Source organism: Mesorhizobium sp. M0923 (assembly GCF_040319365.1).
Lineage (GTDB): Bacteria > Pseudomonadota > Alphaproteobacteria > Rhizobiales > Rhizobiaceae > Mesorhizobium.
Genome location: NZ_JAMYNW010000010.1, coordinates 114848 through 138875, shown reverse-complemented (window position 1 = coordinate 138875; position 24028 = coordinate 114848). Strand labels below are relative to the sequence as shown.

21 protein-coding genes are annotated in these 24028 nt (G+C 63.2%); 8 read left to right on the top strand and 13 right to left on the bottom strand.

What is annotated here, in order from left to right; genetic code table 11:
* Window positions 1-64 precede the first annotated feature (64 nt).
* On the bottom strand, window positions 65-1654 hold the full coding sequence (locus NKH89_RS18815) for a trypsin-like peptidase domain-containing protein (RefSeq protein WP_352909565.1): 1590 nt from the start codon (window positions 1652-1654) through the stop codon (window positions 65-67).
* Between the two features lie 514 nt (window positions 1655-2168).
* Here NKH89_RS18815 and NKH89_RS18810 point away from each other — a divergent pair.
* From NKH89_RS18810 to NKH89_RS18800, 3 genes are all read left to right on the top strand, one after another.
* The gene (locus NKH89_RS18810) at window positions 2169-2471 is read left to right on the top strand and encodes a dihydrofolate reductase family protein (RefSeq protein WP_352909503.1); all 303 of its coding nucleotides are present in this window, start codon (window positions 2169-2171) and stop codon (window positions 2469-2471) included.
* 107 nt (window positions 2472-2578) lie between these two features.
* Entirely contained in the window at window positions 2579-4309 is a 1731-nt protein-coding gene (locus tag NKH89_RS18805) for an adenylate/guanylate cyclase domain-containing protein (protein WP_352909563.1), read from the top strand.
* A 232-nt stretch (window positions 4310-4541) separates the two neighbouring features.
* Complete coding sequence (locus NKH89_RS18800; protein ID WP_352496172.1) at window positions 4542-5078, top strand: dihydrofolate reductase family protein; 537 nt, start codon at window positions 4542-4544, stop codon at window positions 5076-5078.
* Window positions 5079-5633: 555 nt separating this feature from the next.
* Here the strand turns inward: NKH89_RS18800 and NKH89_RS18795 are convergent.
* On the bottom strand, window positions 5634-6539 hold the full coding sequence (locus tag NKH89_RS18795) for a LysR family transcriptional regulator (RefSeq protein ID WP_352495531.1): 906 nt from the start codon (window positions 6537-6539) through the stop codon (window positions 5634-5636).
* Window positions 6540-6678: 139 nt separating this feature from the next.
* Between NKH89_RS18795 and NKH89_RS18790 the strand changes: the two genes are divergently transcribed.
* Window positions 6679-7575, top strand: coding sequence for an MBL fold metallo-hydrolase (locus tag NKH89_RS18790; RefSeq protein WP_031193462.1), 897 nt, complete (start codon window positions 6679-6681; stop codon window positions 7573-7575).
* An 89-nt stretch (window positions 7576-7664) separates the two neighbouring features.
* On the opposite strand, the gene NKH89_RS18785 is transcribed toward NKH89_RS18790, so the two are convergent.
* The 5 genes from NKH89_RS18785 to NKH89_RS18765 form a co-directional block, all read right to left on the bottom strand.
* A complete protein-coding gene (locus NKH89_RS18785; RefSeq protein WP_352481720.1) occupies window positions 7665-8534 on the bottom strand; it encodes a patatin-like phospholipase family protein in 870 nt (289 codons plus the stop codon).
* Complete coding sequence (locus NKH89_RS18780) at window positions 8531-9781, bottom strand: M16 family metallopeptidase (protein WP_502896907.1); 1251 nt, start codon at window positions 9779-9781, stop codon at window positions 8531-8533. Before NKH89_RS18780 ends, NKH89_RS18785 begins: the two co-directional genes overlap by 4 nt.
* A gap of 166 nt (window positions 9782-9947) precedes the next feature.
* Window positions 9948-11312: a M16 family metallopeptidase gene (locus NKH89_RS18775; protein ID WP_352909499.1), complete on the bottom strand. Its 1365-nt coding sequence runs from the start codon at window positions 11310-11312 to the stop codon at window positions 9948-9950.
* A gap of 104 nt (window positions 11313-11416) precedes the next feature.
* The gene (gene rsmD, locus NKH89_RS18770) at window positions 11417-11971 is read right to left on the bottom strand and encodes a 16S rRNA (guanine(966)-N(2))-methyltransferase RsmD (RefSeq protein ID WP_023717132.1); all 555 of its coding nucleotides are present in this window, start codon (window positions 11969-11971) and stop codon (window positions 11417-11419) included.
* Entirely contained in the window at window positions 11952-14003 is a 2052-nt protein-coding gene (locus NKH89_RS18765) for a pseudouridine synthase (RefSeq protein ID WP_352495534.1), read from the bottom strand. Before NKH89_RS18765 ends, rsmD begins: the two co-directional genes overlap by 20 nt.
* A 76-nt stretch (window positions 14004-14079) precedes the next feature.
* Here NKH89_RS18765 and NKH89_RS18760 point away from each other — a divergent pair, with 76 nt between their 5' ends.
* Window positions 14080-14532: a nucleoside deaminase gene (locus tag NKH89_RS18760; RefSeq protein ID WP_023717130.1), complete on the top strand. Its 453-nt coding sequence runs from the start codon at window positions 14080-14082 to the stop codon at window positions 14530-14532.
* An 86-nt stretch (window positions 14533-14618) separates the two neighbouring features.
* Here the strand turns inward: NKH89_RS18760 and NKH89_RS18755 are convergent, their stop codons facing one another.
* The gene (locus NKH89_RS18755) at window positions 14619-15299 is read right to left on the bottom strand and encodes a hypothetical protein (protein WP_023717129.1); all 681 of its coding nucleotides are present in this window, start codon (window positions 15297-15299) and stop codon (window positions 14619-14621) included.
* Between the two features lie 195 nt (window positions 15300-15494).
* Window positions 15495-18485: an isoleucine--tRNA ligase gene (gene ileS / locus NKH89_RS18750; RefSeq protein WP_352495537.1), complete on the bottom strand. Its 2991-nt coding sequence runs from the start codon at window positions 18483-18485 to the stop codon at window positions 15495-15497.
* A gap of 43 nt (window positions 18486-18528) precedes the next feature.
* On the opposite strand from ileS, the gene NKH89_RS18745 reads away from it, so the two are divergent.
* Together NKH89_RS18745 and NKH89_RS18740 are read left to right on the top strand one after the other, a co-directional pair.
* On the top strand, window positions 18529-18714 hold the full coding sequence (locus tag NKH89_RS18745) for a hypothetical protein (RefSeq protein WP_023717127.1): 186 nt from the start codon (window positions 18529-18531) through the stop codon (window positions 18712-18714).
* A gap of 112 nt (window positions 18715-18826) precedes the next feature.
* A complete protein-coding gene (locus NKH89_RS18740; protein WP_352495538.1) occupies window positions 18827-19039 on the top strand; it encodes an antitoxin Xre/MbcA/ParS toxin-binding domain-containing protein in 213 nt (70 codons plus the stop codon).
* 35 nt (window positions 19040-19074) lie between these two features.
* On the opposite strand, the gene NKH89_RS18735 is transcribed toward NKH89_RS18740, so the two are convergent.
* Both NKH89_RS18735 and NKH89_RS18730 read right to left on the bottom strand, forming a co-directional pair.
* Complete coding sequence (locus NKH89_RS18735) at window positions 19075-19887, bottom strand: MipA/OmpV family protein (RefSeq protein WP_023717125.1); 813 nt, start codon at window positions 19885-19887, stop codon at window positions 19075-19077.
* Between the two features lie 223 nt (window positions 19888-20110).
* Entirely contained in the window at window positions 20111-21016 is a 906-nt protein-coding gene (locus NKH89_RS18730; protein WP_352791605.1) for an alpha/beta hydrolase, read from the bottom strand.
* A gap of 334 nt (window positions 21017-21350) precedes the next feature.
* Between NKH89_RS18730 and NKH89_RS18725 the strand changes: the two genes are divergently transcribed.
* The gene (locus NKH89_RS18725) at window positions 21351-21905 is read left to right on the top strand and encodes an HdeD family acid-resistance protein (protein WP_023717123.1); all 555 of its coding nucleotides are present in this window, start codon (window positions 21351-21353) and stop codon (window positions 21903-21905) included.
* Window positions 21906-21907: 2 nt separating this feature from the next.
* Here the strand turns inward: NKH89_RS18725 and NKH89_RS18720 are convergent, their stop codons facing one another.
* Complete coding sequence (locus NKH89_RS18720) at window positions 21908-22891, bottom strand: bifunctional riboflavin kinase/FAD synthetase (protein WP_352481726.1); 984 nt, start codon at window positions 22889-22891, stop codon at window positions 21908-21910.
* Between the two features lie 53 nt (window positions 22892-22944).
* On the bottom strand, window positions 22945-23805 hold the full coding sequence (locus tag NKH89_RS18715; RefSeq protein ID WP_352481727.1) for a TIGR01459 family HAD-type hydrolase: 861 nt from the start codon (window positions 23803-23805) through the stop codon (window positions 22945-22947).
* Between the last annotated feature and the right edge of the window lie 223 nt (window positions 23806-24028).

Below are 24028 nucleotides of genomic sequence, written 5' to 3'. Positions count from 1 at the left end.
CCGTGCGGATACCTTAACAATTGCGCGTCGGGTAGGCCCGTGCCAGCGCGGACAACCCGAACGTCTACTCAGCAAGCCAATCGTTTAGCACCTCGACATGAATAGCGAAGTCTCGTCCTTCGCCCGGTCCCCCTTTGTGAACGACACCGGCGACCGCGTCGTTGCTGTCCAGGAGGGGACCACCAGACATGCCCTGCGAAAGCTTTTGCGTCACTTCGATCAGCTTGACACCGTGCTTGACAGGAAGTGAGCTTATCTTTCCATCCCGGACATTAAGCCTGTCGCCCGGGCCAAAACTTGGATAGCCGACTGCGGTCAACTCTTGACCGACCGCAACGGCGTGAGTTGATCGTTCGAAGTCGAAATATTCGGTAGTTGGGATAGCGTGACCAAGAATCGCAAGATCACGATGCTCGTCGCGCTTGAGCACTGTCGCCTTGAATCTGTTAGAGGGCTTGCCCGGGTGGTAGACTTCAACCTCGTCCACTCCCTCTACGCAATGCGCGGCGGTGACAAGTCCGGCATCCTTGAGGAAGAAGGCACTGCCCTGCAACAGCTTGAGCTTCTCGCCCTCACCCTCACAATACTCGATAACCCACACAGCCCGGTCCCGGACCTCGTCCGCAGTCGGCGTCACCTCGATCTTTCGGTCCGGGAAACTAACGTTGAAACGGACAGCAATAGCCCGAAACACAGGGTCGGATTGGCCTCGGATGTGCCTGAGCCAGACGATCTTGCCTCCGAGATGCTTGCCGAGGTCGGACGTACCGCCATGGTCGCGCTTGAACTTCGCCTGCGCGGCCTGTCTGCCCAGTGTCTCCACCGAATAGAGCGCTGCCCGAACATTTCGGACATAGCGGCGGTCCACATTGATTAGCTCGTTGATCTTGAGCCCTGTAACCATCCGGCGCGAATTTCGGTCGGCGTAGTGCGCCTTATCGGGGTTTATCGCGAATCCGTTAGTGACGACGATGTTGCGCAGGGCCGAAACGAGGAGATCGGGTGCGAAATGGCCCAAGGGCTGAGCCGACCCCTCGAACAGCGCCGCCATAGGTTGATAGCTCGAAAGCGTGATGTCATCTGCGTAGCGTGTGTAGATGCAGCGCGCGCTCTTCGCGAAGGCAAGCAGTTCCTTATCCAAGCGAAAACAGATCATATTGGAGAGGACCGGACTGGTCGGCGCGCCCTGAGGCAGATGAGCGTTGTGGCAGCAGAGCCGGGCAATGATGCCTGCCACACGACTACCAATGCCGAGAGCTTCAAGGACGCCAGCGACACGGTTTTCGGTGATCGACGGAAAGAAATCTTTCAGATCGATGTTAAGCACGAAGCGCTTACGCAGGTGCGCTAGCGCGTTGGTCTTTACCGATTTTCCGGAGACAAAGCCATGGACTGGATTCCGCACGCGATAGAGCCGGTCAAGTAGCGGAGCAATCTGTCTCTGAAGATATTTGAGGCGCTTGTTCGGCGCGCTGATAATCCTGGTCTTGTCCTTACCCTTGGCGATCTCGAACTGGTGGTACATGCGTCCGCGAAACCACCAAATCTTTTTCAACTCCTTGGCCGACATACCCAAATAGGTGAGGAGCGCCGCTTCACTGGCCAACTCGAGAGGTATTGACACGCGGACAACAGGAATACCAAAAAAGGACATCGGCACGAGGTCTCCCTTCCAATCACGCCATGTATCGCGTTATTGATATGGCGCGCACGATATGTGCAGACATTAGCTCTTACGCCGCAGTTACTACAGCGCGTATGCGAGGGGAGACCTCGTGTGAAGACGCCTATCAGTTCTTCGGTGAGTCTTCAAACCTGCTCGTAGATCTTTTTACTACTCATCCGAGAGCTGCATTCGGCATTACGAATGCCGCTTTTGGCGCAACTCCCCTGCGTGGATGACTGAAAAGCGCAGAGCTGTCATTTGGAGGTCCGCCTGCTAGGTCACCTTCGGGTCAGAAGTGGCCATCGCAGACAAACAAGCACCGACCGCCTCCAATGCTCCCCTCCCCGCTTCTACGCCGGTTGGAGTTGGCGCGGAGCATCAGGTCGACGGAGGTCGACTTTGCCTCTAACATCGACCAAACAGCAAAGCGCAGCACTATTTCTCACGGACCGTGTCGCAGAACGCCCCGCACCATCCGTCCTCTGACTATCAGGAATCCGCCATGAGAAAACTCATCGTCACCGAATTCATCAGCGTCGATGGCATCGCCGAGGTCGAGAAGCTGCCGGGCGTTACCTGGAACGATGAGATGGAAAAATTCAAGGATGATGAGCTTGCCGACAGCGGAGCCATGCTTTTGGGGCGCACGACCTATGAGATTTTTGCCGGCTCCTGGCCCAAGGAAACCGGAGACTTCGCCGACCGGTTCAACGCGCTGCCGAAATATGTCGCCTCGACGAGCTCGACGCCGCGCCTCCCGCCATTGATGCGATCGAGTTGGCAGCCACCAGGCGGAAGGTTCTGATCCGCCCTTTCCTGCTGCTGCGGTAGGAAGACTTCTTGATTCAGCCACAAGCCCAAATTGCTGGATTTGGCAGCCCAGGAAGCGTAGGCTTGGTTTTTGGTTCAGCGATGGAACAGAGACTAGCCGCAATTCTGGCTTCCGATATGGCGGGCTACAGTCGGCTAATGGAGGCCGATGAATCCGGCACGCTCGCACGCCTTCGCACCCATCGCATAGAGCTGGTCGATCCCGCCATCGCCAAGAACAAGGGCCGGATCATCAAGACCACCGGAGACGGCATGCTCGTTGAGTTCCAGAGCGTGACCGATGCCGTGAAATGCGCCGTGGAAATCCAACAGCGCATGAAACGGCGCAATTCGGATGTGCCGCAAGAACGGCGTATCGAATTCAGGATCGGCATAAATCTCGGCGACATCATTTTCGACGATGAGGACATTTTCGGCGACGGCGTCAATATTGCCTCGCGCATCGAGCAACTCGCCGACGTCGGCGGTATCTGCGTGACCGCAGCGGTGGCGACCCAGATTGCCGACCGTCTCGAAATCGCCATGGAGGACCTGGGCGAGAAGACATTAAAGAACATCAGCCGCCCGGTTCGCCTCTATCGCGTTGGGTTTGACAGTCCTGTCCTGCCACAAGTCGAGGCAAAGCGATCCATCTCGAAACCTTCGATAGTGGTGCTGCCATTCAGCAACATGAGCGGCGACCCCGAGCAGGAATTTTTCGCGGACGGACTGACCGAGGACATCATCACCGAATTGTCCCGCCACCATGAGCTGTTCGTCATCTCGCGCAATTCCGCCTTCGTCTACAAGAACCGCGCCGTGAATGTGCGCGAGGTGGCCGAGAAACTCGACGTCCAATACCTGGTGGAGGGAAGCGTCCGCAAGATCGGCGACAGGGTGCGCGTGACGGTTCAGCTCATCGACACGGCGAATGACGCACATATCTGGGCAGACAAATATGACCGGAAGCTGGTCGACATATTCGCGATTCAGGATGAGGTGACCGCGGCGATCGCAGCCACGCTGCCCGGTCGTGTCGAGGCGGCTCAGCGGGACCAGCTCGCGCGGGCGAAACCTGCAAACATGGCCGCGTATGAATGTGTGCTTGCTGCCAAGGTGCTGCATCACCGAAGCACGATTGCGGATAATGAACGCGCGCAAACCTTGATAGAGAGGGCCGTCACGCTCGACCCCGATTATGCCCATGCCCATGCCTGGCGGGCCTGCATTCTTGGCCAGGCCTGGGTCCATAACTGGTGCGAAGACAGGGATGCCGTCTGGAACAACATTATGGCAGCGCTGGACAGGGCGCTGGCGCTGGACAACAACGATGCCGATGTCCACCGCATCCTCGCGGCAGTGAACGTGAACAACAATGAGCTGACCACAGCGCGCTACCATCAAGAGCGGGCGCTGGCCCTCAATCCCAATTACGACCTCGTGGTGGTGCAGCAAGGCGAGTTATTGACCTGGTTGGGGAGGCCGGAAGAGGGAATTGAGTGGATCCGCAAGGCAATGCAGTTGAACCCGCACCACCCGGAGAGGTTCTGGAGCCATCTGGGAAAGGCGCATTTCGCCGCGCGCCAGTATGGCGAGGCGATCGAAGCTTTCATGCATCTGTCAACCATGGACTCGGTTCAGCACGCTTTCGCCGCTGCCTGCTACGGCTGGCTCGGCGACGAAATCGCGGCCGCGGCGCATCTAGGCAAGATCAGAACGCTCGATCCCCAATTCGACCTCGATTCATTCATCGCCACCCTGCACTATGCCCAGGAGTCTGATGTGCAGCACGTCCGCGAAGGACTGCTGAAAGCCGGTATTGCCCGCCTGTAGCCAGCCCGCAATTACGAACCAGATCCAATCGGGGACAGGCAAAAAAGACCGCCCCCACCCGACGCGGACCTCGTGGCATGGCCGAACGACGGGCAGGTCGGAGACGCTTTTCCCACGGTATCGGTCTTTGGAAGCGAACGGGGAAAACCCCTCCACCTGAAAAAGCGCCGCGCTAGTTGACGGTGCAGTTCGCACAAGACCCGCACGGCCGCCCCGACAGAAGGAACCCGCCATGAGAAAACTCATCATCACCGAATTCATCAGCGTCGATGGCATTGCCGAGGTTGAAAAGCTGCCGAGCGTGGCCTGGAACGATGAAATGCAAAAATTCAAGGACGACGAGCTTGCCGACAGCGGCGCCATGCTTTTGGGGCGCACGACTTATCAGATCTTTGCCGGCTCGTGGCCCAAGGAGACCGGAGACTTCGCCGACCGCTTCAACGCGCTGCCGAAATATATCGCCTCGACCAACTTGACGGCGCTGGACTGGCAGCCGGCCGAGTTGCTGCAGGGCGCCTTGCCGGCCGCGGTCAGAGGGCTGAAGCAAGGCAGCGGCGGCAACATCTATGTGCATGGCAGCCTCAGCGTCGCGCAGGAATTGCTGCGCCATGGCCTCGTCGACCGCATCAGGCTGCTCAGCTACCCCGGTGCCGTCGGCCAGGGCAAGCTGCTATTCCCGCCCGGCGCGCAATTGCCGCTCGAGCTGATCTCCGCCACGCAATTCAGCAACGGGGTGGTGGCGCTGGAGTATGCGGCGGGGAAGGCGTGATGAGCCAATCTCCCCCCTCGTGGGGGAGATGCCCGGCAGGGCAGAGGGGGGCGCGAAAGAACGCCGGCCTTTGTTTCAACGTGTGATGAGCTGGAACTTGCGCGGGTACGCTAAGGCCATCGACTGATAGGTCGGCGGGACAGCGCCCCCCTCTGGCCTGCCGGCCATCTCCCCCACGTGGGGGGAGATCGCGGCTTCCGCCTTGGCGCTCATCCTGCAACGCTGGCGAAAGCGCCGATGACAGCCAATCTCCCCCCTGAGGGTCCCCTTGAGGGGGAGATGCCCGGCAGGGCAGAGGGGGGCGCGAAAGAACGCCGGCCTTCGTTTCAACTGTAGCAATCGCATAGGGGCAAGTGCCCCCTCACCCGGATTGCCAACCGAATTGCGAAGGGCAATTCGGGGCAATCCGACCTCTCCCCGAGGGGAGAGGAGGTCGCCGGCGTTAACGCCAGCCTCTTCTCCCCAGCGGGGAGAAGGTGGCCGCGAAGCGGCCGGATGAGGGGGGCCCCCTATGCGATAGCCCTGCCGTTGGGGGGGAGATCGCTGCTTCGCCCATCAGCGCCCCCGCCCGCCTGCCTCCAGCTTCTGCTCGGCCGCAATCAGCATCTCGACAAACCTCGTCACCTTGGGCGGGCGGAAGCGGGCGGCGGGGTAGACTGTGTAGATGCCGCCGGAGGGCAGCCGCCACTCGGGCAGGACCTGCACCAGCCGCCCGGCGGCCAGCTCGTCCCGCACCAGAAAGTCCGGCAGCACCGACAGGCCGGCGCCGGCGCGGACGGCCGCCAGCACTGCCGGCGTCGCGTCAATGGCGATCGTTGCCTGCATGCGCACGACCTGCTGCTCGTTGTCGCCGCGCGAAAATTGCCATAGCAGCGGTTCGCGCAGCGCCATGTTGGCGATGAAGGGCAGCCCGGCAAGGTCTTGCGGTTCCCCGGCCGTGAACCGGCCTTCAAACCCGGCGCCGCACACCATGAATTGTTGGAAGGTGCCGATGCGCCGCGCCTGCAGGCTGGAATCGGCCAGCCAGCCGACGCGGATGGCCACGTCGATGTGGCCGGAAACCAGGTCGATCGTCTCGTCGCCCAGCGTCAGCTCCACCCGGCAGGCGGGATAGCGCGCGCTGAAGGCGGCGACCACCGGCACCACCGCCGACGTGCCGTAGTCGTTGGACGCCGCGATGCGCAGCGTGCCGGTCGGCTCGGCGGCGGCCTGCGCGAGCTCGTCGAAGGCATCCTCGGCCTGCTGCAGAACCTGCAGGCAGCGGGCATGGAATGTCCGGCCGGCCTCGGTCGGATGGACGCGGCGCGTCGTGCGGATCAGCAGCGTCGTTCCGACATCGCGCTCCAGCCGCGCCACCTGTTGGCTGACGACCGCCTTGGTGATGCCCAGCCGCTCGGCGGCCCGCGTGAACGAGCCGGCGTCGACCACCGCCGCGAAATAGGCCAGCCGGTTCAGGTTCATGCGTGGCTCATGGCAGATGCAGCCCCATTGTCAGGCGAAAGCATACATTACGTCTATTTTGTCGGCCTTCAATATGCATTCCGTTTTTGCCATCTTGCGGCATCGAGGCCGCCGAATTCCGCATTCCCAGGAGACATCCATGTTCACACGGAGAAGCATCATGAAAACCACCCTCGCCGCCGGCGCTGCCGCGGTCTTTGCTCCCGCCGGGCTTGGCCATGCGGCCAGCGGGCTTTCCTGGAAGCATTTTCCCGCCGGCGAAAACGGCTTCTTCCGCGCCCCGGTGCTGGTCTCCGGCGCCACCGAAGCCGTGCTGATCGATTCCGGTTTCACCTACCCCGACGGCCGGGCCGTGGCCGAGGCGATCAAGGCGACCGGCAAGACGCTCACCACCATCTATGTCAGCCAGTCCGACCCCGACTATTATTTCGGCCTCAAGCGGATCAAGCAGACGTTCCCGCAGGCACGGGTGATCGCCGCAGCCGAGACGGTGGCCGCCATCAACGGCAATGTCGAAAAGAAGCTCGCCGTCTGGGGGCCGCAGCTGAAGGAAAATGGCCCGCAGGCGCTGGCCGACGTCGTCATCCCGGAAGCGTTCGACGGCAAGACGCTCAGCGTCGACGGCGAGAGCATCGAGATCGTCGCCGCGGAAGGCCTCGGCAACCGGCGCTATCTGTTCGTGCCGTCGCTGAACGCGGTGTTCGGCGGGGTGATGATCTTTGCCGGCGTGCATGTCTGGACCGCCGACACCCCGACCAGGGAACTGCGCGCCGCCTGGCTGGCCAACCTCGAAAAGATCGCGGCGCGCAAGCCGGCGATCGTCGTGCCTGGGCACATGACGCCTGGGGCGGCGACCGACCTTTCGGGCGTCGAGCACACAAAAACCTATCTCATCGCCTTCGAGGAAGAACTGGCCAAGGCCAAGGACGCTGCCGCGCTGAAGAGCGCCATGGAAGCCCGCTTCCCCGGCCTCGGCATGGGGGTTGCGCTCGACATCGGCTCCAAGGTCGCCACCGGCGAGATGAAGTGGGGCTGAGATTGGCGCCAATCTCGAGCTGATCCGCACCACTTACGAAGGATACGCTCATGGTCCAGCGGGCGTTGACGCCGGGCGCCTGACGGCTGTCATCCGCCGAGACGGTTGGTGCGCTTGCTGGCTTCGGCCTTGGCCCGCGCCTCGACCGCCCTTTCGATCTCGCGCTTCAGCTCGTCCTTGATCGCCACCGTCTCGGCCATCAGCGCCTCGACCTTCATGAAATCGAGCACGCGGTATTTCGACACCGCCGGCCGGATCAGGATGTCGGGCCGGCTCTGGTTCAGCTTACTGGCGATGATCGACTGCATCATCAGCTGCGTGGCGCCGAACATCAGGTCGACGGAGGTCGGGAATTTGCGCCCGGCCTCGGTCGGCGCGCCGACCACGTCGACGGCGATGACGATGTCGGCGTCGAGCTCGATCAGATCGAACGGCACGGGATTGTAGATGCCGCCGTCGATCAGCAGCCTGCCGTCGCGCATCACCGGGCGGAACACCGCCGGGATCGCCGCCGAAGCGGCCAGCGCCGAATGCAGCTCGCCTTCGTCGAGCACCGCGAGCTTGTGGCCATAAAAGTCCGTTGCCGTCACCTTCAGCGGTATTTTGAGTTCGGCGAAGGTCTCGGGGATGGCATCGGGCAGGAACGCCTTGAGGATGCGCTCGACATTGAACTGGCTGACCCGCAAGCCGCCCTGCAACGCTTCGGCAAAGGTGCCGGGCCGCGCCCGCCACATGCGCGTCGCCACTTCGGCGCGGCGGCCGAGGATCGAGCGCGTATAGTCGTGAATGTCCTTGCCGGTCATGCCCGAGGCCATGCCGGCGCCCATGATGGCGCCGATCGACGAGCCAGCGATTGCCGCCGGCCTTATGCCCAGTTCGTCCAGCACCTCGATGACGTGGATATGCGCCAGCCCACGCGCGCCGCCGCCGCCAAAGGCGATGCCGAAGCTAGGGCTCATCCCTTGTTGGCCGCGCCGAGCTTCGGCCCGACCACCATGACGGCCGGCTCGGCGGAAAGCAGCTTTTTCGCCACCGCTTTCACCTGGTCCAGCGTCACCGCGTTTATCAGGGCGGCGCGGCGCTGCATGTAGTCGATGCCGAGCTTGCCGAGCTGGATCTCGAGCAGCGTTGAGGCGATCGCGCCGGAGGAATTCAGATTGTTGATGGCATAGGCGCCGATGATGTATTTCTTGGTCGCCGCCAGCTCGGCTTCGGTCGGCCCCTCCTCGGCCATGCGCTTGACCACGTCGCGCACCACGGCCAGCGTCTCGGCCGCCCTATCGGCGCGGGTCGAGGTGGTGATGGACAGCGCCTCGGAATGCTGGTGGTCGACGAGGTCGGAGCTGACGCTGTAGGCCAAGCCGCGCTTCTCGCGCACCTCGTCGAACAGCCGCGAGGTGAAGGTGCCGCCGCCGAGGATCTCGTTCATCAGCACCGCGGCGAAGAAATCCGGGGCATTCCGCTTCACGCCGGGATAGGCGAGTTGCAGCGAGGCCTGCGGCTGGTCGTAGACGACCTCGAGCTGCTGGCCGAGCTTCAGGTCGATGTCGGGAACGGACGTAAGCGCCTGCTTTTCCGGCAGGCTGCCGAACACCAGGTCGAGCTTCTGCTTCAGCGTCTCGGCGTCGATGGCGCCGACCACCGCGACATGCAGGCCGTCACGGGCGAAACTTGCCTTGTGGAAGGCGCTGAGATCGGCCGGCGTGATCGTCGCGATGCTTTGCCTGGTGCCCTGGTCGGGCCGCGCATAGGGATGCCTGCCGTAGATCGCGTCCAGCCATTTGCGTTGGGCGAGCGTATCGGGATCGCGCTCGTTGGCGATGATGCCGGACAGGATTTGCGAGCGGATGCGGTCGATCGGCGCCTGGTCGAAGCGCGGCTGGTTGACCGCCACGCGCAACAGGTCGAAGGCGCCGTCGCGCTGCTCGGCCAGCATGCGCATCGAGCCGTAGATGCCGTCGCGCTGCGCATCGAAGCTCATCTCGGCGCCGACATCGTCAAGCTTGATCTGGAAGGCCTCGCTGTCGAGGTTGCCGGCACCTTCGTCGAACAGGCCGCTCATCAGATTGGCAAGCCCTTCCTTGCCGGGCGGATCCTGCGTCGCGCCGCCATCGAAAACGAAGCGGATGGCGACGATCGGCACCGAATAATCCTCCACCAACCAGGCGGCAATGCCCTTCGACGAGGTCACCTCCTGGATGTTCATGGCGGCGCGAGCGGAAAGCGCCGGCAGGATGACAAAGAGAAGGGAGAGGAACAGGGTTGCTAGAAGAGGGCCGGCGTGCTGGCGCTTCCCTTCTCCCCTTGTGGGAGAAGGTGAGGAGCCCACGAGGGGGGAAGGCAGAGCGGGACCATGCTGGCTCATCATCAAATCAATTCCCAGCTTGGGTTTGCGGCAGAAGATAGCCGGTCGTTGCGTGGTCGAGATTGAGATAGCGGGCAGCGACTTCCTTGACCTGGTCGGCGGTGACCTTGCGGATGCGGTCCGGCCATTGCTGGACGTTCTGGACGTTACCGCCTGTGGCGAGCGTCGAGCCGTAGATGTTGGCCATGTCCTCCTGCTTGTCGCGGGCAAAGATCATCGAGCGTACGAAACGGTCCTTGGATTTTTCCAGCTCGTCGCTGGTGACGCCGTCTTTCGCGATGCGGGCGATCTCGGCGTCGACCGCGGCCTCGATGTCGGCAAGCTTGGCATCGCCGCGCGGCGCGCCGTAGACGGTGAAATTGGTGTCGTCGAGCATGGTGCCCTGGAAGAAGGCGCCGGCCTCGGCGGCGATGCCTTGCCTGACGACAAGCTCCTGGTAGAGCCGGCTGCGGTTGCCGCCGCCGAGGATTTCGGACAGCACGTCGAGCGCTTCGGCTTCGCCGGGCTTTGCCGTGTGATAGGACGGAACCACCCATTGCGTGGTAAAGCTCGGCACGCTGACGCGCCCGTCGGTCAGCGTCACCGTGCGCCTGGTGTTCTGCTCCGGCTCGACCGGGCGGATGCGCGGCGGCAGATCCGGGCCGCGCGCGATCTTGCCATAGGTCTTTTCGGCCAGCGGCTTGACCGTTTCCGGCTCAACATCGCCGGCCACCACCAGCACGGCGTTATTGGGCGTATAATATTTGTTGTAGAAGGCCATCGCGTCGGTGCGGTTCAGCTTCTCCATCTCCTGCATCCAGCCGATGACCGGAATGCGGTAGGGCTGGTTCTGCCACAGTGTGGCGTCGATCTCCTCGTCGAGCACCGCCTGCGGATTGGAGTCGATGCGCGAGCGGCGCTCCTCGAGGATGACGTCGCGCTCGGTCTTGATGACATCGTCGTTGAGGATGAGATTGCGCATGCGGTCGGCCTCGAAGCCCATCATCTCACCGAGCGCCTGCGGCACCACTGTCTCATGAAAAGCGGTGTAGTCGTAGGAGGTGAAGGCGTTGTCCGAGCCGCCGATGGCGGCGACGGCGCGATCGAGCTCGCCGGCCGCATGGTTGCTGGTCGCCTTGAACATCAGATGCTCGAAGAAATGGGCAATGCCGGATTTGCCCGGCGGCTCGTCGGCGCTGCCGATCTTGTACCAGACCATATGGGTGACGATCGGGGCGCGGTGATCGGGGATGACAACGACCTCCATGCCGTTGTCGAGCAGGAAATCCGTCACCACGCCGTCGTCGGGATTGTTGTCCGCCAGAGCCGGCTCGGCCATCACCAGGGCCAGTCCCAAGAGCGTTCCGCGCAGCCATTCAGCCTGAAATGTCATAGATGGCTCCGGTTTGGGGTGGAACGATAGGCGGGGTTGCTGGTCGAGGCAAAGCGAATTGTTCGTCATTTTGAAGGCGCGGCTTCCTCGCCAATTGCGGGGCCTCACCCAACCTCGATGAAGCGGATGACCGTCTCGCCATAGTTGCGCTCGTCGACAACCGAAAAGCCCGGCCCTGCCTCGAACGGCGCCGCCGCCGCTTCCTCGACTACGCAGAGCGCGCCGGGGGCGAGCCAGCCGCCGGCCTTGGCCGAGCGCAACGCGCGTTCGCCAAGGCTCTTGCCATAGGGCGGATCGGCAAAGACCAGGCCGAATGCAGCGATGGTGCCCGCCTCGCCCAAGGCCGTCGCGTCGCGACGGAATATCTTGGTGCGCCCAGTGAGGCCGAAAGCCTCGACATTGGTGCGGATCAGGCCGCGCCCTTCGGCGGATTCCTCGATGAAGACAGCATAGGCAGCGCCGCGCGACAGCGCTTCGAGGCCGAGCGCGCCGGTGCCGGCGAACAGGTCGAGCACGCGCGCGCCGTTCAGTTTTTCGGGAAAGCGATGCGCCAGCACGTTGAAGACCGCCTCACGCGTGCGGTCGGTCGTCGGGCGGATGGCAAAGGTGCGGGGCGTCGCCAGCGGACGCCCGCGAAGCTCACCGCCGACGATCCGCATTGCTTCCTTTCGGGCCGCCACGCGGCCGGTCGCCACCGCTATCCGAACGTTCGCCACGAGGCTTGCCGAACGGCTTTGCACCGCCGGGCTTGCCATAAGACGGCTTGAAAGCGGCCTTGCGCGCCTTGTTTTCCGCCGCCTTGGCGGCGTCTGCCTCCGCCCTGCCCTTGCCGATCGGCCGCGCCCCCGGCGCCATCCAGACATTGGCCTTGCGCTGGCCCGGCGGTTCGATCGGCCGCTGCTCGCGTTCGGATTTCTTGCCGCCGAAGCCGCCACGAGGCTTGTCGCCACGGGGTTTGTCCCCGAAGTCGCCGCGTTCAGGTTTGGCGCCACGCTCGCCAAAGCTCCTCTCCGGTTTTGTCGACAGCTTGCCGAGCGCTTCGTCGCGGCTGCCTTCGCGGCGCTTGCGGTTCTTGATCAGGCCGCCCTCGCCGATCGGACGGCGTTCGCCGTCACGGGTGAATTTCGGCCGCTCGGGCTCCTCCTCCCGCTCACGCCTGACCGGCTTGTTGGAAAACGGCTTGGCGATATCGGCGTCGAAATTGGCACCGGACTCTTCGACCAGGCGCTCGCCGAGCTGGTCGCGCAGCACGCGGCCCTTGATCTCCAACACATGGCCTTCCGGCAAATCGTCGAGCTGGAACGGCCCGTAGGAAATGCGGATAAGCCGCGTCACGTCGAGACCGAGCGAGCCCAGGATGTTCCTGACCTCACGGTTCTTGCCTTCCCGCAGGCCGAGCGTCAGCCAGGCATTCGAACCCTGCTCGCGGTCCAGCGTCGCCTCGATGGCGCCATAAAAGACACCGTCAACGGCAATGCCTTCGCGCAGGCCCGCGAGCGCGCTTTCCTCGACCTTGCCGTGGACGCGCACGCGGTAGCGCCGCAGCCAGCCGGTCGCCGGCAGTTCGAGCACGCGCGACAGGCCGCCATCATTGGTGAGCAGCAGCAGCCCTTCGGTGTTGATGTCGAGCCGGCCGATGGTCATCAGCCGCGGCAGCCCGGGGGGCAGCACGTCGAAGACGGTCTTGCGGCCTTCGGGATCGCGGTTGGTGGTGACCACGCCGGCCGGCTTGTTGAACAGGAACAGCCGCGTGCGCTCGATCGGCGGGATCTCCATGCCGTCGAGATGGATGATGTCGCCGGGCATCACGTTGAAGGCCGGCGAGGTCAGCGCCCTGCCGTTGACCTTGACGCGGCCGGCCGCGATCAGTTCCTCGGCATCGCGGCGCGAGGCCAGGCCGGCACGCGCCAGCCGCTTGGCAATGCGTTCGCCGGCTTCTTCCGTTGCCTCGACGCGACGCGGACGCGGCTTGAAGCCGCCCTCCGATGCCGCCTGTGCCCTTTGTGCCCCTTGCGGCCGATCGCCGCCAAAATCACGCTTAGGACGATCCCCGAAGTCACGCTTGGGACGGTCGAAGCGCTTTTCGCCGTGCTCGCCTTCGGCAGCGGCCGGCCGGTCGCCGCGCGGCGCGTAGGGCTTGCGCGGACCTTCGCGCTTCTCATAAGGCTTGCCCTCCGGACGCGGCCCTTTGCTGAATGGCCTCTCGCTGCCTTTGAAGTCGCGCTTCGGCCGCTCGCCTTCGGCAGCTGCTGGCCGGTCGCCGCGCGGTGCATAAGGCTTGCGTGGACCTTCGCGGTTCTCATAAGGCTTGCCTTCCGGACGCGGCCCTTTGCTGAACGGCCTGTCGCCTTCGCGCTTCGGCTTGAAGTCACGCTTCGGCCGTTCGCCTTCGGCCGCCGCCGGCCGATCGCCGCGCGGTGCATAAGGCTTGCGTGGACCTTCGCGCTTCTCATAAGGCTTGCCTTCCGGACGCGGCCCTTTGCCGAACGGCCGGTCGCCTTCGCGCTTCGGCTTGAAGTCGCGTTTCGGCCGTTCGCCTTCGGCCGCCGCCGGCCGATCGCCGCGCGGAGTGTAGGGTTTTTTGACGCCGAAGGACGGCTTGCCACCCTTGCCGGGAGCGCCATCGCGACCACGCGGCCCCGCCGGTTTCGGGCCGGCCTTGCGCGGGAATTTCTTGTTTTTGTCGTCCATGTGGCCTTTGCTCGTTTGCGCGGGTAGTAACAGGATCGCGCTCTAGTGGCGAGGAGATAATCGGAATGGAAACCGCGTGAGGCGGCAGGATTTCATGGCGCTGGCGCTGAAAGAAGCCGAAGCCGCCGCCCTGCGTGGCGAGGTGCCGGTTGGCGCGGTCGTCGTCGGCGGCGATACGGTCGTTGCGAGTGCCGGCAACCGCACCCGCGAGTTCGCCGATCCGACCGCCCATGCCGAGATGCTGGCGATCCGCGAGGCCTGCCGCAAGCTTTCCAGCGAGCGGCTCAGCGGCCACGATCTCTATGTGACGCTGGAGCCGTGCACCATGTGCGCCGGCGCCATCTCTTTCGCCAGGCTGCGCCGGCTCTATTTCGGCGTCGCCGACGAGAAGGGCGGCGCAGTCGTCAATGGCGTTCGCTTCTTCACGTCACCGACCTGCCATCATGTGCCCGACATCTATCCTGGCATGGCCGAGAACGCTGCAGCAGCATTGCTGAAGGACTTTTTTCGCGAGCGACGCGGACCCTGATTTTCCTGGTTCGGCAGACGGACCGAATCCAAGTCAGCCAATCCAGTTCAGCCAATCCAGGCCAGAACGTCTCTGGCGCCGTCAGTCTACCAGGGCAGCCAGTCGAACATGCCGCTGCTCTTGCTCTTGGCGGCCGCCTCCCTTTTGAGGCGGCGTTCCTTCTTGTACTCGTCCTCGCCGAGGTCACCCTGCGGCGCAGTGTCGGCGGCAGCGCGGTATTGCACCGGCGGCTCGCTCAGATATCTGCGGGTGGTCGGGTCGCCCTGTTTGCCTTCAGCCCGGCGGCGCATGATTTCCGCGGCGCGGTCCTTGTCCGAATCGGCCGGAGTCCAGGCTGGCGGGTGGCTCGAGCCCGACTGCTTCAGCGCGGCCTTGACCGACGCCGGATCCGTCTGCACGTCATCGATGACCTGCGCCTGGTAGGCCGGGTCGTCCTGATGCAGGGTGGCATCGGCGCGCAGGCGGGCACGGCGCTGCTCCGGCGATTCGGGCCATTCGGCACTCGCCGTCTCGATGCTTTCCTGCGGCGGCGGCAAGACTTCCTTCTGCCCCGGCCCTGGCTTCACCAGCGTGGGGCGCGGCTTGTAGTCGATACTATCCTTGCGTTTGGGTGCGAAGGAAAAAGCCCCGGTGAGGTCGCCGGCAAGCTGCGCGCCCGCGGTCTTGTCGGTCCCGTAGGTGGGCGAGCCCATGCAGCCGGACAAGGCGAGGCTCGATACGACAAGCGGCGCCAGCAGCGCGACGCGCGCGTAAGTTCTCTCGGTCATGCCAAAAAGTCCCACTGTAGACAGCCTCTCGATTGCCGCCGGCCAAAGAAAGGTCCGGCCCCCATCGCCTATGCTCTTCCGACGGAATTCCGGCGACAATTTGTCGTCCGGAGTTTCGCGTGTTTACCTCAACCACTCGTTAAGGGCAACGCACGGGGGCCGATCGGCCGCCCGCCGTGGCAATTGTGCACCGCCTTAAAGGCGGCTCAAAGCCTTCAGCTCATGCAGGACAGCTGCGTCACGGGCCGAAACATCCGGGAATTCCGGATCTGAGCCGACATCGGCGGTGTAGCGCCAGGAGCGTGCGCATTTCACCAGGCCGCGGTCCTCCGCCTTCTCGACGACCACGGCGACGCCTTTGACATCGTCGAGGGTAAAGCCGCCCGCCGGCGCCTTGCCGTGCGCGATAACCAGATCGCTGGTGATCGCCATCTCGGCCATGTCGACATCGGCGATCGCCGCTTCGAGTAGGGCATCGTCGAGAGTGACGACCGGCACCGCTTCCAGCGAAGAGCCGATGACCTTCTGCGCGCGGGCGATCTCCAGCGCGCCGGTGACGACACGGCGGACCTGCCGCACCTTGCGCCACTTCTCCGCCAGCGCCTCGTCCTTCCAGTCCGCCGGGATCTCCGGGAACTGGTCGAGATGCACCGAGACGACATCCGGATGACGGTCGAGCCAAGCCTCTTCCATGGTGAAAGGCAGCATCGGCGCCAGCCATTTCACCAGACAGTCGAAGAGATGGCGCACCACCTGCACGGAAGCCTTGCGCTTCACGCTGGAAGGCGCTTCGCAGTAGAGCGCATCCTTGCGGATATCGAAATAGAAGGCCGACAGCTCGATCACCATGAAGTCGAGCAGCGCGCGGGTGATGCGCTTGAATTCGAAGGCGTCGTAGCCCGAGCGTACGACTTCATCGAGCTCGGCGAGCCGGTGCAGCATCAGCCGCTCCAGCTCCGGCATCTTGTCCAGCGGCACCTCCTCGCCATCGTCATGGGCGAGCGTGCCCAGCATCCAGCGGATGGTGTTGCGCAGCTTGCGGTAGGCGTCGATGTTGGTCTGCAGCACGTTTTTGCCGAGCCGCTGGTCTTCCCAATAATCGGTCGTCACCACCCACAGCCGCAAGATGTCGGCGCCGGACTGTTTGATGACGTCCTGCGGCACGACGGTGTTGCCGAGCGACTTCGACATTTTCCGCCCCTCCTCATCCATGGTGAAGCCATGGGTGACGACGGTTTCGTAGGGCGCCCTGCCCCTGGTGCCGCAGCTTTCGAGCAGCGAGGAGTGGAACCAGCCGCGATGCTGATCGGAGCCTTCGAGATAGACGTCGGCCGGCCATTTCAGGTCGGGCCGGTCCTCAAGCGTGAAGGCATGCGTCGAGCCTGAATCGAACCAGACATCGAGGATGTCCATCACCTGCTGCCATTTCGAGGCATCGTGATTGCCGAGGAAACGCTCCTTGGCGCCGGCGGCGAACCAGGCGTCGGCACCTTCCTTCTCGAAGGCGTCCATGATGCGCTGGTTGACTGCCTCGTCGCGCAGGACATTGCCGTCGGCATCGGCAAAGACGGCGATCGGCACGCCCCAGGCGCGCTGGCGCGACAGCACCCAGTCAGGGCGCTCCTCGATCATGGCGCGGATGCGGTTCTGGCCGGCGGCGGGTACGAAACGGGTATCGTCGATGGCTTTCAGGGCGCGGCTGCGCAGCGTCGTGCCGTCGCCAAGCTCCTTGTCCATATAGACGAACCATTGCGGCGTGTTGCGGAAGATGATCGGCTTCTTCGAGCGCCAGGAATGCGGATAGGAGTGCTTCAGCCGGCCGCGCGCGAACAGCGCGTTTCGCTTGATCAGCTCGTCGATGACGGCCTGGTTGGCGTTGCCCTTCTTGCCATCGTCGTCGATAACGCGCGCCGCTCCACCCTCGCGGTCCGGGCCGAAGCCCGGCGCGTCCTTGGTGAAGAAGCCGGCATCGTCGACGGTGAAGGGGATCGCGGTGTCGATGCCACGCTGGCGAAGATCAGAGGCGGCATCCATCCAGGCGTCGAAGTCTTCTCGGCCGTGTCCCGGCGCGGTGTGGACGAATCCGGTGCCCGCATCGTCGGTGACATGATCGCCGGCCAGCATCGGCACAGGGAATTCGTAGCCACCACCCAGACTTTTGAGGGGATGCGAAAGCGTAAGATTTTCAAGCTCTTCGGCGCCAACGCTGCGAAGACGATTCAGGGTGACGTTGGCCTTCGCGGCAGCGTCGTCTGCAAGTTTCTCGGCAAAGATCAGCTTTTCGCCGGGCTGGGGGCCAAAGGCGTTCTCGGCCGCCGTGACCTCGTAGAGACCATAGTTGATGCGCGGCGAGTAATTGACGGCGCGGTTGCCGGGGATGGTCCACGGCGTCGTGGTCCAGATGACGACGTTGGCATCAAGCAGATCGAGCGACGTCTGCGTCAGCTTGGGATCCAGGGCTGGCTGCCCATCATCGATGTTGATGACCTGGCGAGCGAGGCTGACGACCGGAAACTTCGCCCAGATCGTGTCCGACTCATAGTCCTGGTATTCGACCTCCGCCTCGGCCAGCGCGGTGCGCTCGACCACACTCCACATCACCGGCTTGGAGCCGCGATAGAGCTGGCCGGACATGGCGAATTTCAGCAGCTCGCCGGCGATGCGCGCCTCGGCGTGGAAAGCCATCGTCGTATAGGGATTGTCGAAGTCGCCGACGACGCCGAGGCGCTGGAATTCGGAACCCTGCACCTTGATCCAGTGCGCCGCAAACTCGCGGCATTCCTGCCGGAACTCGTTGACCGGCACCTCGTCCTTGTTCTTGCCCTTGGCGCGGTACTGCTCTTCGATCTTCCATTCGATCGGCAGGCCGTGGCAATCCCAACCGGGTACATAGTTCGAGTCATAGCCGCGCATCTGGAATGAGCGGGTGATGACGTCCTTGAGGATCTTGTTCAGCGCATGGCCGATATGAATGTTGCCATTGGCATAGGGCGGGCCGTCGTGCAGCACGTATTTTTCGCGGCCGGCTGCGTCTTCGCGCAGCTTGCGGTAAAGGTCCATATCCTGCCAGCGCTTGACCAGCAGCGGTTCCTTTTCCGGCAAACCGGCGCGCATCGGAAAATCCGTCTGCGGCAGGTAGAGCGTTTTGGAATAGTCGATCGTCTCGGCGGTCTCGGTATCAGTCATTCGTCTGCCATATGCGTTGCCCGTCGGCAAAAGAGCCCGGGCGTTGAACTATCATGATCTGGAAAAAGCGCGAGAGGCCGCGCGCAAGATTCCCGGCGGCTCCGGCGGCGGTCAAGCCGCCCGGAACACCGGGCCTGTAATTCGTATCGCAGTCGCGAGAAGGCGCGAAAAGCTCGTCATGGCTGGGCTTTTAACTGAGACAGGCGATGTTGAAAAGCCCGAACTCTGATGCTTCCGCTAGGAGCGTACACCAATTGCGCCTATGTTTGTCGGTAGATGGCGTCGAGAGACCAGCATCTTCGGTTTGCATTTCACAGTTTAGCGCGCTGGAAGGACGGAATGTGACCCTGACGACTACCGAGTCCGCCTTGCGACTTGAACGCATTTCAACGATGGCGAATCGCGTTTTTGGCAACCATGAAAAGGCGCAACGCTGGCTGCGTAAGCGAAGTCGGGTTCTCAACGACGCGCCCATCGATCTCCCTCAGTCTGCAACAGGTGCCACGCTTGTGGAAGAGGAACTCAACCGGATCGGCTACGGCATAGTCGTCTGAGCCTTGCGGCTCTCCGTCGTGCACAACCCGCCCGCTCACATCGAGAAATCGAAGCGATAGGTCGTCGACACGCCGATCATGAACTGATCCCTGGAGCCCCGCTCCTTGACCAGGCTGGAATCGGCGGCCGGGCCCATCAGGCGGGAATATTCGCCGAACAGACTGGCCGTCATCGGCTCGGTCACCTTCCAGGTCACCGCGCCGCCCAGGCCCGCGGATTTCACCCCGCCGCCTGGATGATATTCGCTGAGCCCCGAGGCCAGTGACTCCTTGGCATCAACGCCATAATAGGCGTCGAAATAGTCCGATGAGGCGAATGAAACGCGCGGCCCGCCGGAAATCCTGACGTCGGGCGTCACATCGTAAAAGGCGTCGGCGGCGATGTCGGCGACAAAGCCGTTATGGGCGCGAATGCCGTGCCGCAATTCGGCGCGGGCACGCAGCCAATCCAAAGGATAGAATTCGAAGAAGCCGCCAGCCTCGCCGCCCCAGCGCACCGGGTCGAGACCCTTCAATTCGTCGGCGTCACCACCATCGCGGGAAAACAGGAACTTGCCTGTCAGGCCGGCGCGGACGCCGCCATCGTCGATCAATGCCAATGAGATATTGTCGTTGCGCGAGTTGAAGCGCGCCGCGGGACCAGCCTTGCCGAGCGAGATGATCGGCGAGGCGCTGAGCAGGTACTTCTTGCCGCCCTCGAAATTCGGCGCGACCATGCCGGTGGCGCCGACCGTCAGGTACCAGTCTCCGGACAGCCAGCCGAAGGTGCCCTCGCCGGCCTTGGCAACGCCGCAGGTGCCGAGCATGAATGCGGCCAAGACCGTCGGGATCGTCGGGACTGACCGCATCGTTACTCCATACGTCGAACGCATTGGCCGATACAACCAGCCTTCATCCAAGCCATGGCGCCATTTCGGTAAAATTTGACTTAATATCCGTAACATTGGCGGCGTTGGCCCTGTTTTCCGCATAGCAACGAATCGTATTGGCGCACCAAGATCCCAGATCAAGACGTCTGGAATGCGCCAGCAGTTGCCTCGGCAAGGGTTCCAGCAGTTGCCTCGGCAAGGGTTATAAATACTCGTGGACAAACATGCCCGCGCTGTGAAGAGCGCGGCGACCGGCACTCAACCGCGCATTCCAAACCGGCCAAGCGTGAATCATATGCGGCCAAATTTCGAGACGTACTTTGACGTCAGTCGCGCCAGCGGCTTCCGCGAGCCGAGTTGCGTCCGACAACAGCGTCTCGGCCGAACCGACTTGTATAAGCATTGGGGGAAATCCGCTCAGATCGGCGAACAACGGCGAGATCAGGGGATCGCGCCGACCAACGCCATTGGGAACATAGGCGGTTGCCAGTTCCTCCAAATACGCCCGGTGGATGATGGGGTCGATTGCGTCCTTGGTTGATAGTGTCGCGCCGGACATCGAAAGGTCCGTCCAGGGCGAAACCAGCCAAAGACATCGCGGCAACGGCTCGCCTGCCGCGCGCAATATACTGACCAGGCACAGGGTGAGGTTGCCGCCCGCACTGTCTCCGCCAACCACGATGCGATCCGGCGCGATCCCTTGCCGCCTCAGAAAGCGCCATGCGGTGAGTGCGTCTTCATGTTGCGCAGGGAAAGGATGTTCCGGTGCGCGTCGATAGTCGATCGCGAGAGTGCGCATTCCCATTGCCCGACCTGCCTCTGTCACCATTCGACGATGACTTTTAGGAGAGCCGGAGCAGTAGCCACCACCGTGGAAAAACAGCAGAACCTTATCCCTGTCACTCGCAGGCGCCAGGGACCACTCTCCCTCGAGGCCATCGAAAACCACATCCTCGCATCGGATGTCCTCGGCAATCGGCCACACCGAACCAACCTCGTCGAGCCGTGCCCGGCGTTCGTCCCAGCGGACCGTTCGTGGCTTTGAGGTCAACAACCTGCGGACGGCGTTGATCTCCGTCAGATCGAGGTGTTCGTCCACGTCGCCCATTTTGCTTCCCTAGCCTCATCAAGCGTAGAAAACGGCGTACAGCAGCACGTCATCGATAAAGGGCTAATGCCAGCGCTGGGGATTTTTCGTTACACTTGCGTCATGGCGAATACACGAGACGGCGGGTCGCCCCTAAACCCACTCGTCATCTTTAGCACTCCCCTCGCATATGGTCGAATATTCCATCTGATATTTGGCCTCTTCGGGACAAAGCGGAAGTGTGGCAAGCGGATCGCTCGGGGCGTGGCGCTCGCAGCCTGCTCGCTGGACGGGCAAGGCGATCGGCGCTACCTTCCGGAACAAAGAAGCTAGGCAACCTTGAGGGAGAAGGGTGATGACACTGCACGGCGACGCCTTGAAAGACGCCATTGGCCAGACGCGGGCGAAGTGGGGATGGTTCGTCGCGCTTGGGGTGCTGCTGCTTGTCTTCGGCGGCATCGCTTTCGGCAATCTGTTCATCGCAACCGTCGCCTCCGTCTTTGTCGTGGGCTGGCTGATGCTGATGGCCGGCGTTGTCGAGATCATCCATGCCTTCGGCGTGAAGACATGGGGCCGCTTCTTCTATTGGCTGCTCAGCGGCCTCCTCTACGCCGTCGCCGGCTTCTTCGCCTTCGACAATCCGGTCCTCGCCTCGACGGTGCTAACCTTCCTCCTGGCAGTCGCACTCCTTGCTTCAGGCGTGCTCAGGGCCTGGGTCGGCTACAGCCACCGGCCGCAGCCGGGCTGGGGCTGGGTGGTCGCGGCCGGCATCATCAGCGCGCTGGCGGGACTGGTCATCGCCATGGGCTGGCCGGTCAACAGCGTGTGGGTGCTCGGCCTGTTCCTGGCCGTCGACCTGATTTTCCAAGGCTGGACCTTCATTGCCGTCGGCTTGGCGCTGAAAAAGTAGATTCAGAAAGCTATGGCCGCGTCGAGCCCGGAAAGCGGCCTGACGCCGGCGAGCAGTGCCTTCGCCTCAGCCTCATCGCGCTTCATCTGTGCGACCAGCGCATCAAGCCCGTCGAACTTCACCTCCGAACGCAGGTAGCCGAAAAAGGACACGGCACAAATCTCGCCGTAGAGGTCGCCGGAAAAGTCGAACACAAAAGTCTCCAGCAATGGTGCGCCATTGTCGTCGACCGTCGGCCGGCGGCCGAAGCTGGCGACGCCATCATGAAGCGAGCCGTCGGCGCGGCGGAAGCGGACTGCATAAATTCCGTCCTTCAGGGTGGCTTCCGGCGAAAGCCTCATGTTTGCGGTCGGAAAGCCGAGTGTCCGGCCGAGCTGCTGGCCGCCGATCACCTCCGCCTCGACGGTGAAACGGTAGCCGAGCAGGCCGGCGGCCTCGGCCACATTGCCCTCGCACAGCAGCGTGCGAATGCGGCTCGACGACACCACCTCGGCGCTTTCGTCGCGGAAGGCATCGACCAGCGTGACGCCGAAGCCGTGGCGCTCGCCGGCCGCCATCAGATAGGCCGGGCCGCCTTGGCGGTCCTTGCCGAAATGGAAATCGAAGCCGGTGACGGCGTGGCTTATGCCGAGGTTGCGCTCGAGCACGCCGGTGACGAAAGCCTCCGCCGACAAGGAGGCGAACTCGCGTGTGAACGGCTGCTCGACCAGCGCCGCAAAGCCCAGATGCGACAGCAGCCGCGCCTTCATCGGCGGTGGCGTCAACACGAACAGCGGCATGTCCGGCCTGAACACTTTTCGCGGGTGCGGCACGAAGGTCAGCACCAGGGCAGGTACGCCGCGACGCTCCGCTTCGGCGCGCGCGCGTTCGAGCACCGCCTGGTGGCCGCGGTGGACGCCGTCGAAATTGCCGATCGCCACCACGCCGCCACGCAGATGGGCCGGCAGCGGTGCGGTTGCGGAAATGCATTCGAACATTGCCGTCATAGCTTGAACCTATTGCAGTCTGGGCTTGAACCTATTGCAGTCTGGGCCTGAACTTATTGCAGTCTGGGAATCACCGCGACCGGCCTGTAGCCGTATTTTTCGAGAAAGGCCGCGAGCCTGGCCGGGTCTGGCTGCAGCGCTTCACCGTAATCGCGGGCATGGATGCCGCCCGATACGTAGAGCACGTCGAAGCCATTATCGGCCGCGCCCTTGATGTCGGTCATCATGCCGTCGCCGATGGCCAGAACTTGCGAACGCTCGACCGTGCGGCCGAGAATGACGGCGATCTCTTTCATGGCGACCTCATAAACCGGCGCATAGGGTTTCCCGGCGATCAGGGTGCGCCCGCCAAGCTGCGCGTATTCGCGGGCCAAAGCCCCTGCGCACCAGATCATGCGTTCGCCGCGCTCGACGACGATGTCGGGATTGGCGCAGATGAAGGGCAGGTTCCTGGCACGCAGCCGCCGCAGAAGATCGGCATAATCTTCCGGCTTTTCCACCTCGTCATTGAACAAGCCGGTGCAGACCACGCCGGATGCTTCGAACTCCTCGACAAGCTCGACGTCGAGACCATCATAGAGCGTGAAATCTCGATCGGCGCCTATATGGAAGATCTTTCGCGGCCCCTCGGCGATCAGGTCGCGGGTCACGTCGCCGGACGTCACGACACGATCGTAGGCGGCGGAAGGAACACCGATAGCGTTCATCTGCGCCACCACGTCGGCGCTGCGGCGCGGCGAATTGGTGATCAGCACGACAGGTATTTTCGCCGCGCGAGCAGTGATCAGCGCGGCAGCAGCCGCGGGGAAATGCCATTCGCCATTGTGCACCACGCCCCAGACATCGCACAGGATGGCTGAATAGGCTCCCGACAGGTCTGCGAGCGAACCGATGATGTCGGGCGAATCCACCATGCCGTTGTCCCTGTACCATGATGCTTGCAAGCGCCGCGACCGACGGTCCGTAGCGGCCGGCCCGGATTAACCGAAGCGCTTCGCTCTGTCACCAGCTTTCGTTGTGCCCGCAAGATTGCCGCCCGAGGCGCCGGCGGGGAAGTGATGGCGAAAGCTTTTCTTTTCCAGCGCCTTATCCCGCTTTTAGGGACTTTGCCGAGGGGAGCGCGGAGCGGCATTGCCG